We start from the raw sequence: 13,245 nt of genomic DNA on the forward strand, positions 1-13,245 counted from the left end.
GTTTGGCCGACCGAAAACGGTTGCATGGACCGCCGGCATCCTGCTGGCCACCATGGCCAGCTACTGGAGCAACGTACGCGGGGTCGGCGAGGATGCGCTGCTGGCCCTCGGCGTGACCACGGCATTGCTGGGGTTTTTCCAGGCGCAAAAAGCGTCGACCCCAGGCAGTTCGTTGCTGTTCGTGGTCGGGATCGCCATCGCCACCTTGAGCAAAGGGGTGTTGGGCCTGGCCATGCCGGGGGTGGTGATTTTCGCTTATCTGCTGGCCGACAACCTGTTGGACAAACGCCTGAAACTCGGCGACTGGCTGCGGCCGGGCCTGCTGACCGTGGTCGGTTTGATTCCGTTGATGATCTGGCTGGCGGTGCTCTATCAGCACGGCGGCGCACAAGCGCTTAAAGAAGTGTTGCTGACCAACAGCGTCGGGCGCTTCAGCGGGTCGTTCGTCGAGGCGGGGCACTACGAACCGTTTTATTACTACCTCGCCAAACTGCCGGAAGCTTTTCTGCCGTGGAACATCCTGGTGTATCTGGGGCTCTGGCATTTCCGCAAAGAATTGAAGACCCACCGTTACCTGCTGTTCTTCAGCCTGTGGATCGTCGCGCAGTTCGTCATGCTGACGCTGGCGTCGAGTAAACGCACGGTGTACCTGATGTCGATGACACCGGCAGCAGCGGTGATCGCTGCGGAATATGTGGGTGTGCTGTTCGAAAAACTCAAAGCGTACGAATCTTCCAGCCGCTTTGCAGGCCGCATTGCCCGTCATCGTCAGGCATTGGGCGCGACTGTCCTGACGGTGATCATCGCCAGTTACCTTGGCGCCGCACAATGGGCGCTGCCCAACGCGGATAAAAAACTCTCGTTCCTGCCGCTGACCGAACAAATTCAGACGCTGCAGGCGCAAGGGCATCAGGTCGCATTGTTTCAGGCCAACGAACGGCTGGGCGGTGCCAGCGTGTTCTACACCCAACAGGTGCTCAAGGGTCTGGATACGGATGCGCAATTGCGCGAGTACCTGAGTGCATCGCCTTCACACGTCGCGGTGATGGCGGGCGACAGCGAGCCCGCTGCGCCGCTGAAAGTGCTCAAGACATTGATCGTCGGGCGGCAGGCGTACTACTTCGTCGGCTACTGAATCTTTTGCCGCGTGGCGGCAAGCCATGGTGGCGAGGGGATTTATCCCCGTTGGCGCGCGCAGCGGTCCTTCTCTTGATTTAAAAGAGGGCCTGCTGCGCAGTCCAACGGGGATAAATCCCCTCGCCACCAATCAACAGCAGGCGTACTGAGGTTTCCGATTCACCTGCAACACCCCGAAGTTGTAAACGTCGAAACGAGACGTCATCGGGCGGTTACCGTGCGCCAGTCGGAAGCTTCAATAAAACCGAGCATTTTGGGGCCCGCCGGACTCGCGGTGGAAACGAACAGCGAGGAGCCGTAACCCGGGTTCGAGGCCGAGACGTCCAGGTCTTTTTCAAGCTGCCCCATGCATTCGCTGTGGGTGACCAGAATCAGGTTGCGCCCCGGAATTTTATGCGCGAGCGCGTCCTGCAACATGCGCCCCTTGCAGTCGATCAGCCACTCTTCGCCACTGGCAGCGCGGTTAAACATATAACCGGCGGTCTGCACCGTGCGCATCGACGGGCTGTTGTAGATCTCGGCGTTGTTCAGGCCCAGGTGCTCGAACTGTGCGCCCACGGCCACCGCGACACTGCGCGAGCGGTCGGTGATGCCGTCATTGCCGCTCAGGCAGGGCGCTTTCGAGTGATCGCAGCGCTCGACATGGCGCACCAGCACAATCACATCGCCCTTGGCCCAATCCGCCGCCAGTGCCTTGGCCCCGGCGACATTGCCGTGGGCCAGGTCCGGCACCGTCGCCGGGGCCAGCAGCCACAACGTCAACGGAATCACCAGCACCGAGGCCGCCAGCACCACCCAGGTATTGCGAAAACGCGCCAGGGCGCTCAGGTTGATCGAGCGCTTGACGCCAAACAGACTCAGTCTCAATTCCACAAAAACCGCCTCGCCAGCCAGCATCACTTGTCATTCGATGCGGCACGGTACCGATGGCCACGTGGGCAGGCAGTGAAACTCATGTGAAAAAAGTCTTGGGATCCGTTGTTACAAATCCACCGGGACAAAATCCTTTCAGCTCTCGGATTTACGGCCGATACAGTCCTGCTACACCCTTGCTGGCTCAAAAAAACAACAATCTTCCAGCCTGACCGATGATCGAGAAGCACAACGTTCCTGGAGGAATTGTGATGAATAGCTGGTTCGGCAACATCAGCGTGAACATGAAATTGGGCCTGGGCTTCGGCCTGGTCCTGGCCCTGACCTGCGTACTGGCCCTGACCGGATGGACCAGCCTCGGCGGCCTTATTGACCGCAGCAACTGGATGAGCGACATCACCCAGCTCAATGCCGGTCTGACCAAACTGCGCGTGGTGCGCCTGCAATACATGCTGACCAACGGCGACGAAACCGCCGCACAGAATGTGCAGACCACCCTTGAAAGCTTTGCCGCCCAGCAGCAAGCACTGATCAACAAGTTCAAGAGCCCGGAAAACGTCAAGCTGCTCAAGCAGCAGGCGGCGACCATCGCCGAATACCAGACGTCGCTGAACAAGATGCGCAACGCCTACCGCACCGGCAACAGCGCGCGCGACGTGATGAGCACCAATGCCGAGACCGCTTACAACATGATCGAAACGATCAGCAAGCGCGTGCAGCAGATGGACATGAGTGAGCAGCGTTTCGATCAGTTCCAGGCAATCACCACCGCCAAGGAAGCGTTCATCCTCGCCCGTTACGAAGTGCGCGGCTACACCGCCACCACCAACGCCGAAACCGAACAGAAAGCCGTCGGCCAACTCGACGTCGCTATCGCCAGCCTCAAGCAGTTGAACGCGCATTTCGCCGACAGCCAGCAAGACGCCCTGCGTCAGCTGGAAACCGCACTGCTCAACTACCGCAGCGCGTTGCAGGCGTACAAAAACGCCAACAGCGAAGCGGTACAGGCGCGCAAGGAAATGACCGACCAGGGTGCCGCGATCGTCAACACCAGCGAGCAGCTGTATCAGATTCAACTCGACCGTCGTGACATCGAAAGCGCTCAGGCCCGTACCTTCCAGCTGATCAGCACCCTGCTGGCGCTGTTGGTCGGCGTGATTGCCGCCGTGATCATCACTCGTCAGATTACCCGTCCGCTGCAAGAAACCCTGGCCGTGGTCGAGCGCATTGCCAGCGGCGACCTGACCCAGAACGTCACGGTCACCCGCCGCGACGAACTCGGCGTACTGCAACAAGGCATTGCGCGCATGGGTGTGACCCTGCGTGACTTGATCAGCGGCATCCGCGACGGCGTCACCCAGATCGCCAGCGCCGCCGAAGAGCTGTCGGCCGTGACCGAGCAGACCAGCGCCGGTGTGAACAGCCAGAAGGTCGAGACCGATCAGGTCGCCACCGCCATGCACGAGATGACCGCCACCGTGCAGGAAGTCGCGCGCAATGCCGAAGAAGCCTCGCAAGCCGCAGCCGCCGCTGATGGTGAAGCCCGTGAAGGCGACAAAGTGGTGAATGAAGCCATCGCCCAGATCGAACGTCTGGCGAGCGAAGTGGTGCGTTCCACCGAAGCCATGAGTGTGCTGCAACAGGAAAGCGACAAGATCGGCAGCGTCATGGACGTGATCAAGGCTGTGGCCGAACAGACCAACCTGCTGGCGCTCAACGCTGCGATTGAAGCGGCCCGCGCCGGTGAAGCCGGCCGTGGGTTTGCCGTGGTCGCCGACGAAGTCCGTGGCCTGGCTCAGCGCACGCAGAAATCCACCGAAGAAATCGAAGGCCTGGTCGCCGGTCTGCAGAACGGCACCCAGCAAGTCGCTGCCGTGATGAACAACAGCCGCGCCCTGACTGACAGCAGCGTGGCCCTGACCCGCAAGGCTGGCGACTCACTGGAAAACATCACCCGCACGGTGTCGAACATCCAGTCGATGAACCAGCAGATCGCGGCGGCTGCCGAGCAGCAAAGCGCGGTGGCCGAAGAGATCAGCCGCAGCATCATCAACGTGCGCGACGTGTCGGAACAAACCGCCGCCGCCAGCGATGAAACCGCAGCATCCAGCGTTGAGCTGGCGCGCCTGGGTGGCCAGTTGCAGCAGATGGTCAGCCACTTCCGCGTCTGCCCTTCAATCAGCGCCAAAGCGTAAATCCAATCGCGGGCAAGCCAGCTCCCACAGGTAACGAGTCGAACACACAATTGAGAACGACTCAAAAAACTGTGGGAGCGGGCTTGCCCGCGATTGCGTCAGCCCCGTCACCCCAATGTCACAGACAACCCGCCTTGTTTAGGAGCTGCAGCAGGGATTGCGTTTGATCACCAGTCCAGTCCGTTAGCGAGTGCCGCGCTGACGCAACGCCGACGGCATGAAATACGCGTCTTCCGGCACCGGTTGCGAGAAGTCCACGGTGGAGGCTTCTTCGTTGTCGAGGTTCTGCACGTAGTAACGACGGGCTTGTAAGTCGTGGAACACGTCCAATGCGCTCCAGGTGGTCGGCAGGTCGTAGAAGTTTTTCAGGTAGGCCATCGACACCCGCCACAACTCCCCTCGCCCATCGTATTGATCGACCAGCGCCGCACCCCAGCTGTCCTCGTCAAGAAACAGCACGCGCCTGGAATAGATATGCCGCGCCCCCGGTTTCAGGTTGCCTTCGACCACCCATACGCGGTGCAGCTCATAGCGGGTGAATTGCGGGTTGAGGTGGCCCGGGGTGAGCAGTTGTGCGTACTTCACGTCCGGGCTGCCGACCTTGTAGTTGTTGTAGGGGATGTAGATTTCCTGCTTACCCTTGAGCTTCCAGTCGTAGCGATCCGGCGAGCCGTTGAACAGGTCGGTGTCGTCGGCGGTGCGCAGGCCATCGGATGAGGCGATCGGCGTGTCGTACGCCAGGTTCGGCGCGCGGCGCACGCGGCGTTGGCCGGCGTCGTAGACCCAGGCCTGGCGCGGGTCCTTGAGCTGATCGAGCATCTCATGCACCAGCGCTGCACCGCCGGCCAGCCGTGCCGGACTTTTCACGAAGGCGAGGTAGTAGAACAGGATGTTTTTCAGGTCGGCGTACTGCCCGCCCGGACGGTAGAAGTTGAACAGCGCTTCCTGCTGCGAAGTGACCAACGCAAAGCTGCCGTTGCGCTGCACCGGAGCCTCGGATGCGCGGCGCACCACGTAGATCCCGCGATAACGGGTGATGTGATTCCACAGCACTTCGATACCGTCCTTGGGCACCGGGAACGGCACGCCGCCGTAGGCATCGGCGAATCCACTGCCGCCCTCCAGCAGCTTGGCCGAGGTCGCGTTCTTCAAGGTGTTGTCATACAGCCACTGCGGCGCGGAACCCGAACGACGCGACGGATAGACCGGCATCTGGAACGTGTCGGGGTAGCTGTTGAACAGCGCGATCTGCCCGGGGCTGAGGTGGGCCTTGTACTGGTCGAGATTGGCCTTGGTGATGGTAAACAGCGGTTTGTCGGCGGCGTATGGGTCCGGGTGATGCTGCCCCGGTTTGTAGCCGGCCGGCGCCTGGGTGATGCCACCGGTCCAGGCCGGGATGGTGCCGGCGGCGTTGCCCGCACGCTCGGCGCCCATGGGCGTGAGGGTGGTTTTCAGTTGTTCGGCTTGTTGCGGGGTGATGGCGGCGAGTGCACTGCCGGCGCTCAGGCCCAGAACAAGCGCCAACGAGATCCGGGACATTCTTGAAGTGTGAAACATGATCTTCTCCAAAGTACAAAACCTGTGGGAGCGAGCTTGCTCGCGAAAACGGTGTGTCAGGCAACATCTGTGTTGAATCTGCTGGCCTCTTCGCGAGCAAGCTCGCTGCCACAGGGGGATGAGTTGGAATTCACAAGAAGTACTTGAGGTTGAACCCGACGTTGTCGCGGTCGCGAATCCCGTTGTTCTGCCCGCCGCCCCAGAAGTTGGTGTATTGCACCTCGGCTTCGAGCTTGTTCTGGTAGTTGGCCTTGATTCCCAGGGTGTAGGCCTTGCGCCCGTCGATGGTGTTGCCGGCCTGATAGCTGTTGCCTTTGAAATCGTCCTTGTAGACGACGTAAGGCGAGACGTTGACCCCGGCGTACACGTCGTTCCAGGTGCCGTTGAGCATGGCCGTGTAGCTGTAGGAATCGCGATTGACCTGATCGTCACGATCGCCGCCCGACACATAGGAATAGTTACCAGTGCCGGCGTAGTAACGACGACTGCCGTCATAAGCGGTGTATTGCAGGCTGCTGCCGCGCAGGTGCTCGGAGGCCAGTTCGAAGATGCCGAACAGTGAGTCGAACGACGCCGTCGGGCCGAAGTTGTAGATAGTGCCCAGCGAAGTATTGAACGCTTCCACGCGTTCGGCGTTGTTGATCTGGCTGTCGAGGGTGACCATCTGCCCACCGACGTTGATCGCTTTGCCGGTCACTGCCGCAGCCGCACCGTTGGCCAAGTCGCCAATCAGATCGTTGGTCGCGGCGACGCCGATAGGCAGGTTGGGCCGATAGGCCAACTCGCCGAACACCGAGGCCTCACCCAACGTGGTGTTGAAGCTGAACCCGTACATGCGGATGTCTTCGGCATAGCGCCGATGCGCCTGGATATTGCCCATCACATCCGCGGTGGCCAAACCGTTGGCCAGTGCGCCGGCCTGACTGCCCGCAACACCCGCCAACAGATTGGTCAGGGCATTCATGTCGATGCCCTTGTAACCGCCAAGATCCGCAGCGATGGTCGGTTCCTTGGCGTGGTAATTGACCAGGTACAAACCGAACTCGGTGCTATTGAGTTGCTCGGCAATGTAGCGAAAGGCGAAACCGAACTGACCGTCGTTGCGCGCGTTGTAGTCCTTGCCGATGGACGCGACCTTGAGCGTATTGCCGTAGGCCGGCGTCACGCCGTTGGCGTACAGGCCGGTGGTTTGCAGGGTCTGACTCAGCAACGGGTTGCTGCCCAAGGCACTGTAAAGCCCGATGACGTTGCCAAACCCCGGCACCGGTGTGTCGAGCGCGGTGCCGCTGAAGTTGTTGTAGCCGGTGTTGCCACCATCGGCGAACAGGTCGGTCTGCGAATAGAAGGTGCCGACCGGGTCGATGCGGGTTTCCTTCCAGTTGGTCTGGTAGAAACTCTCCAGGGTCAGGCTGTCGGTCAGACCGATGTTGAAGCTCAGCGCCTCCACCGGTACCAGCACTTCCTTCACTTCGGCGCCGGGCAAGCGGTACTTGGCAGCGTCCACCGGGTTGGTGGTGTTGATCCCGCCGCGATAGAAAATCCCCTCGCCCCAGTTGAACACCTGGCGCCCGACCCGCGCGGTCACCGGCATCTGCGCGACGTCCCAACTGCCGTGGACATAGGCGTCGAGCATCTCGATCCGGCTGCCGGCGATGTCGCGGGTCTGACTGGTGAAACGGTCGTCCTGCGGGTAGCTCTGGCTCGGTTGCGACGGGTTGTTGTTGCGGTAGTAATCGTTGCGCTTGTCCATCAACTGGGTGTCGTAGAACGCCGTGCCGCGCACGAACAAACCGTAGTTCTGATAGTTGGCCTCAAGCTCGGAGGTGATCTTGTACACCTCGGAAACCAGCCCGGTATCGAAGTTGCGATTGCCGTCGTTGGTGTTGACGTCATCGTTGTTCTTGTCGCGCCCTTGCACCCGCCACAAACGACCATAGGACAGGGTCGTGTCGATCGAGCCGGTGACTTGATTGTCCAGCACGCTGAACTCGGCAGCCTGCACAGCATCTACCGCACAGAGTTGCAGCAGCCCTGCCAGGCCGACACCGGGAAGTGCCACGCCGGTCAGGCGCAATCGAGTGTTGATCATGGGTTTCTCCCTCCTTGTTCTTATTGTTTTTTGCGTGGCCGCGATGGCTACGGTGCCAGGCCCGCACGGACGTAAATCCGGCTGTGCGCGCCAAAATGGCCGAGCAGTTTGAACAGCTGCTGATTGAGTGCCGGATGCTCGAAACGCTCGCGCTGCAACTGATTGCCGCTGCTGAAATCACTGGTCAACGGGGCCGTCTCCAGCCACTGGCCGATGGCTTCATCGAACGCTGCCGAGTCCTCGACCGACTGGGCGCTGACCACTTCGCGCAAGTAGTCCACCGAGTACGGCGGATACTGTTTGTCTTGGGCCACATCAGCGTAGGCAGCGAGCATCGGATGCTGCTGACCGGCGCGCAGCAGGTGCCGCAGCCAGGTCGACTGGTACTTCTCGACTTCCATGTGGCGGGTGGCGACGCGCTCGATCGAGGCTTTTTTATCATCGGCAAAACCGGCCAACGCCTTGCCCTCCAGCAGCAACAGACTGGGCAGTTCGACCCCGGGCAATGGCTTGGCGTGATACGGCTGGGTCAAGTCCTGCACGTGGTGCACGCCCCAACCAAGGAACCGATAGCCCCAGTAAGGATGGCCACTGGCGAACGCCAGTCGCGCCAGCCCCAAGTACTGATAGGCGCGCCAGTCCGGCCAGCTGCGCTGAAGAAATCCGGCCGCGGCATACACCACCGCGCTTTCATGGAAGAAGCCCATGTGGAATGGCGCCTGCGAGCTGTACTGGAAACGCGCATCGCCAAACGGCTGCGGGCCGAAGCCGTACAGCGCGGCAACCGCGCCGGGGTTGTCGCTGAACAGGTTGATGTCGTGACCGTAATCCGGCTCATCGGCGGCGCTCGCCAGTACCGCCAGCGCCGCGACTTTTTCGCCGTCCACCACGCGAATGAAACGCTGACGATTCCATGGCGAACGCGTCTGCTCGACCATCACCTGATCGACACTGAGATGTTCGCGCTCGGGTATGTCTTGACCCGGCAATGGTTGAATGACCATCGCCAGATGAATCCGCGGATTGAGCCGCAACGCAGTGAGAAAGTCGTGGCGCAGATTGTCACCCGGCACGGCGGGCAGCTTCAGATTGTCGGGGCGCGGCGGGTACTGGGTGAAGTGTTCACGGGCGAAACTTTCCTGTTGCTCCAGCAGCGCAACCACGGCCGGATATTGCTCGGCGAGAAAGCGCTCCAGCGGCTCGACCTCCACCGGTGGCGCATCACGCAGCGCCGGCAATTCCTGCAACGCCAGATAGCTGCCCACCGTGTGGTTCGACCAGCCCCACGCCGTCGGGGCCATTGCACAAAGCAGCAACAGGAGAAATGTCAGCTTCATTGCTTTTAATTCTTATTGGAAGTGCTGTGGGGGTTGAGCCTAACAACCGCCCCCGGCGCTGACACTGTCCAATCTCACCAGAAAAAGTCTCCGATAGCGCCACATGAGAATCGCCATGCCTCCCTGTAGGAGTGAGCCTGCAAGGGAATTGGCGGTGCTTCTTCAGGCCGGGTAACCGGTGATTGTGCGGATGCTCTGATACAACGGTTTGAGCTGGCGATACATGCGCAGGTACACCTCTTTGTACAAACGCTCATAGACCTGCTGCGCCTCGGGTTGCGGCGTGAATACCGCGCCAACCCGCGTCATCGCCGCGATCGCACTCGGAAAGTCCGCATACAACCCCAACCCCACCGCACAACAGATCGCCGCGCCCAGCCCGGACGCTTCGTACACATGCGGACGCTCCGCCGGCAGGCCGAAAATATTTGCCGTCAGCTGCATCGCCGCGTCGCTCTGCGAGCCGCCACCGGCTACCCGCAAGCGCTTGATCGAGACCTTCGAACGCTGCTCGATTTTTTCCATGCCCTGGCGCAACGCATACGCCAGCCCTTCCAGAATCGCCCGGTAAATGTGCGCACGGGTGTGCACATCGCCGAAACCGATCATCGCGCCTTTGGCCTCCACGCCGGGCTCGCGAATACCCGGTGACCAGTAGGGTTGCAGCATCAGCCCCATCGACCCCGGCGGCACCGCGTTGACCAGTGCATCGAACAACTGCTCCGGCTCGATGCCCTGCGCTTGCGCCTGCTGCATCTCGCGCAGGCCGAACTCGTTCTTGAACCAACTGACCATCCAGTAACCGCGATAAATCATCACCTCGCAGTTGTACTGATCCGGCACCGCCGAGGGGTACGGCGGAATCAACGGGACGATTTCCCGGTAGCGCGCGCGGGTGCTGGTGATCGTCGCCGTGGTGCCATAGGACAGGCACACCGTATCGGCATCGACCACGCCGGAACCGACCACCTCACAGGCCTTGTCGGCACCGGCGGCAATCAGCGGCAAGCCCTCGGGAATCCCGGTGTGGCGGCTGGCTTCAGCACTGATGTGGCCGAGGATTTCCCCAGGTTTGTGCAAGGTCGGCAACTGCTCGGGACGCACCGCCAGCGCCTGCCATTTCCAGTCGCTGGGCGCGGCCCATTTCAGGCGTTTGAAATCGAACGGCAGGTAGCCGACGCAACAGCCGACAGAGTCAACGAAGCGCCCACACAGACGATGGGTGAGAAACCCCGAGAGCAGCAAAAACTTGTCGGTCGCCGCCCAGATTTCCGGTTGATGCCTGGCGATCCAGTTGGCCTCGGCCTGGGCGCGAAAATAATCCACTGTAGCCTGCGCGCCGACCAGTTTGAACAGCCAGCCCCACGGCCCCTTGATCCCGCCCTCGACTTCGCTCTGGCGCTGATCGAGCCACAGAATCGCCGGGCGCAGCGGTTTGCCCGCGGCATCGACGTTGATCACCGTGCCGCGCTGAGTGGTTAGCGAAACACCGGCGATCTGCGAACGATCAATCCCGGTTTGCGCCCACACCTGCTGGCAGGCCTCGCCGAGTTTCGCCCAGTAATATTCCGGGTCCTGCTCGGCCCAACCCGGTTGCGTCGAGTAATACGCCTGTAATTGGACCTTGCCTTTGCCGAGCAGATTGCCCTGCAGATCGAAGAGCAATGCGCGCACGCTCTGGGTGCCGTTGTCGATCGCCAACAGGTAACGCTTGTTCGAATGGTTATCCATGGCGCTCTCTTCAAGGGGCATCAAGGCGTGGCCTCCGGCAAACCGTGATGGCGTTGCCACAACACCCGGTAACGCTGCTGCTCTTGCTGCCAGTGTGCATCGTCCCAGCCCAGACGTGGCTGGCAGAGCTGGCGAATGGCAGGGAAATACGCTTCGCCACCGCGCGCCAGCAACAAGCCCAGTCGGGTGCGGCGCAGCAATAGATCATCGAGGTGCAGAACCATTTCCGCCTCGCAGGCGAAGGCCAGCTCTGCCCACAAGGTGTCGGTGTTGCCGACCGTTTCGGGGCCCGACTCGGCGATCAGCTGCGCCAGCCTCGGCAGGTCACGGCCGTGGCGTCCGGCCAGGCGTCGCCACTGTTGAGGGCTGAGTCCGGGAATGCTCAGGGCTGGTACGGCGGCGAACACCGCTGCGGCATCATCTTCAAAATGACGGCCGAGCATGTCTGCGCAAGCCTTGAGCACTTCAATGGCTTGCGGGCGAAACGTCGTCAGTTTGCCACCGGCCAGGGTCACGCAACCGGGCTCCTGCCACAGCACATGTTCACGGGTTTCATTCGACGGCTTGCCTTGATGCGCACTTGCGCTGCCTACCACCGGGCGCACGCCCGACCAGGTTGACAGCACATCGGTGGCCGAGACTTCGGCAGCGGGAAACTGTTGCGTGCAGGCCGCCAGCAGATAGTCGAGTTCTTCGGCGCTGATGCTCGCGCTCTGGTCCAGATCCTCGCGATGATCAAGATCGGTGGTGCCGACCACCGTCGCGCCCTCCCAAGGGAAAACAAAGACTGGCCGACGGTCTCGCTCATGCAGAAAGGTGAACGCCTGCGCCACCGGCAAACGCCAGCCCGGCAGCAGCAGATGACTGCCACGCAGTGGCCGCAGTTGTCGCGGTGACTCGGGCAAACGCAAGCGCTCCGCCCACGCCCCCGTAGCCACCGCCAACACGCCGCAGCGTAATTGCAGCGGCCCACCTGCCTCGCAATCTTCGACCTGAACTCCGTACACCCGCCCGTCTTCGCGCAGCAACTGTTCGACGCGCACACCGTTGAGCACCACCGCACCATCGGCCCGCGCCTCGCTCAATACGCGCATCACCAGCCGCGCATCATCGGTCAGCGCATCGACGAAACAGGTGCCGCCAATCAGCTTGTTTTCCTTCACCCCCGGCGCCAAAAAACGCAATTGCTGCGCGTCATGAAAACGATGGCTGCGCCGTCCGGCCAACGCGTCGTAAACCGACAGCAAGCCACCGAGCACACGCGGCCCGGGAAAGCCGCCGCGATAGTGCGGCATCATGAAACTCATCGGCTCCACCAGCCCCGGCGCCTCGTCGAGCAAGCGCTGACGTTCACGCACCGAATCGCGGGTCAGGCGCCACTGGCCCTTGGCGATGTAACGCAAACCACCGTGGACCATTTTCGATGATCGGCTGGACGTGCCCCAGGCGAAATCCCGTTGTTCCAGCAGCAGGCAACGCCAGCCACGCCGCGCCGCTTCGCGCAGGATTCCGGCACCGCTGATGCCGCCGCCGATGACGATCAGATCCCAGGTTTCGGCTGCCAGCGTCGGCAGAATCTGCTGGCGCCACGCGGCGTTCCAGTCCTGATTCATGGTCGTCACTCCGGCAACAACGTGCCGGGATTGAGGCGCCCGGCCGGATCGAAGTGCTTGCTCAGCGCCTGCAAGGTGTCCAGCGCCAGCGCGCCTTTTTCGCGCAGCAGGTACGGTGCATGATCCTTGCCGACACCATGCTGGTGACTGATGGTGCCGTGGTTGTCGACGATGGTCTGGCTGGCCGCGTGTTTGAGTGCCTGCCAGCGCGCCAGCGTCGCCGGGTAATCCGCCGCCGGGCGAAACACATAGGTGGTGTAGATGCTCGAACCTTCGCCGTAGACGTGGGACAAGTGGGTGAACACATGCACCCGCTCGCCCTCCGCTGCCAGGGCATCACGCAGGCTGTTTTCGATCAGGTTGAGCAAGTGGTCGACGTTGCTCCAGTCGGTGGCCGTTTCCAGGGTGTCGACCACGTAACCGGCGTTCCACAAGTTCTCGCGCAGGTAGGGAAAACGGAAACGGTTCTGCGCCCACTTCTTGCCGAGCAGGGTGCCGGTGAACACCCCGCCAAAGGCTTTCAGATGCTGCCGGGCCTGGGTCAATGACAGCGCGTTCTGCCGACGATTGCCGGTCACGCCGAAGGTCAGCAGGCACTTGCCCTCACCGGCGCCGCGCAGGTTCAGGTACTTCTCCAGCCAGGCGATTTGCTGTGGATGCCCGGCCAGCGCCAGTTGGGTTTCGGTTTCCACGGCGTTGGACAGACGCAGCAT

At 61.6% G+C, this 13,245-nt stretch carries 9 protein-coding genes and 1 pseudogene; 3 read left to right on the forward strand and 7 right to left on the reverse strand.

Going from position 1 to position 13,245, the window contains the following annotated elements:
* Positions 1 to 1,135 (forward strand): glycosyltransferase family 39 protein (locus tag DBR24_RS26120; protein ID WP_256591848.1); only part of this gene is annotated, 1,135 nt, incomplete at its 5' end.
* 203 nt (positions 1,136 to 1,338) lie between these two features.
* Here the strand turns inward: DBR24_RS26120 and DBR24_RS26125 are convergent.
* Entirely contained in the window at positions 1,339 to 2,010 is a 672-nt protein-coding gene (locus DBR24_RS26125) for a histidine phosphatase family protein (RefSeq protein ID WP_128616154.1), read from the reverse strand.
* Positions 2,011 to 2,396: 386 nt separating this feature from the next.
* Here DBR24_RS26125 and DBR24_RS34950 point away from each other — a divergent pair.
* Both DBR24_RS34950 and DBR24_RS34955 read left to right on the forward strand, forming a co-directional pair.
* Positions 2,397 to 3,323 (forward strand): annotated as a pseudogene (locus DBR24_RS34950) (methyl-accepting chemotaxis protein); the annotation flags it as partial.
* 144 nt (positions 3,324 to 3,467) lie between these two features.
* Positions 3,468 to 4,205: a methyl-accepting chemotaxis protein gene (locus DBR24_RS34955; protein ID WP_371921359.1), complete on the forward strand. Its 738-nt coding sequence runs from the start codon at positions 3,468 to 3,470 to the stop codon at positions 4,203 to 4,205.
* 183 nt (positions 4,206 to 4,388) lie between these two features.
* Here the strand turns inward: DBR24_RS34955 and DBR24_RS26135 are convergent, their stop codons facing one another.
* The 6 genes from DBR24_RS26135 to DBR24_RS26160 all read right to left on the reverse strand — a co-directional run.
* A complete protein-coding gene (locus DBR24_RS26135) occupies positions 4,389 to 5,762 on the reverse strand; it encodes a DUF1329 domain-containing protein (protein ID WP_128616156.1) in 1,374 nt (457 codons plus the stop codon).
* A gap of 130 nt (positions 5,763 to 5,892) precedes the next feature.
* Entirely contained in the window at positions 5,893 to 7,851 is a 1,959-nt protein-coding gene (locus DBR24_RS26140) for a DUF1302 domain-containing protein (RefSeq protein ID WP_128616157.1), read from the reverse strand.
* A 47-nt stretch (positions 7,852 to 7,898) separates the two neighbouring features.
* Entirely contained in the window at positions 7,899 to 9,188 is a 1,290-nt protein-coding gene (locus DBR24_RS26145) for a phospholipase (RefSeq protein ID WP_128616158.1), read from the reverse strand.
* A gap of 162 nt (positions 9,189 to 9,350) precedes the next feature.
* Positions 9,351 to 10,919 (reverse strand): FGGY-family carbohydrate kinase, encoded by a 1,569-nt coding sequence (locus DBR24_RS26150; RefSeq protein ID WP_128616159.1) that lies wholly within the window; start codon positions 10,917 to 10,919, stop codon positions 9,351 to 9,353.
* A 20-nt stretch (positions 10,920 to 10,939) separates the two neighbouring features.
* Positions 10,940 to 12,532 carry a glycerol-3-phosphate dehydrogenase/oxidase gene (locus tag DBR24_RS26155; protein WP_128616160.1) on the reverse strand — a complete coding sequence of 531 codons (1,593 nt, stop codon included), beginning with the start codon at positions 12,530 to 12,532 and terminating at the stop codon, positions 10,940 to 10,942.
* A gap of 5 nt (positions 12,533 to 12,537) precedes the next feature.
* Positions 12,538 to 13,245: FAD-linked oxidase C-terminal domain-containing protein (locus DBR24_RS26160; protein WP_305889141.1), on the reverse strand; the 708-nt coding region annotated here is incomplete at its 5' end.

Source organism: Pseudomonas sp. HMWF006 (assembly GCF_003061205.1).
GTDB classification, from domain to species: domain Bacteria; phylum Pseudomonadota; class Gammaproteobacteria; order Pseudomonadales; family Pseudomonadaceae; genus Aquipseudomonas; species Aquipseudomonas monsensis.

Coding starts and splice junctions, on each gene's coding strand:
- DBR24_RS34955 (WP_371921359.1), top strand. CDS start 3,468: ATGCACGAGATGACCGCCACCGTGCAGGAAGTCGCGCGCAATGCCGAA.
- DBR24_RS26135 (WP_128616156.1), bottom strand. CDS start 5,762: ATGTTTCACACTTCAAGAATGTCCCGGATCTCGTTGGCGCTTGTTCTG.
- DBR24_RS26140 (WP_128616157.1), bottom strand. CDS start 7,851: ATGATCAACACTCGATTGCGCCTGACCGGCGTGGCACTTCCCGGTGTC.
- DBR24_RS26145 (WP_128616158.1), bottom strand. CDS start 9,188: ATGAAGCTGACATTTCTCCTGTTGCTGCTTTGTGCAATGGCCCCGACG.
- DBR24_RS26150 (WP_128616159.1), bottom strand. CDS start 10,919: ATGGATAACCATTCGAACAAGCGTTACCTGTTGGCGATCGACAACGGC.
- DBR24_RS26155 (WP_128616160.1), bottom strand. CDS start 12,532: ATGAATCAGGACTGGAACGCCGCGTGGCGCCAGCAGATTCTGCCGACG.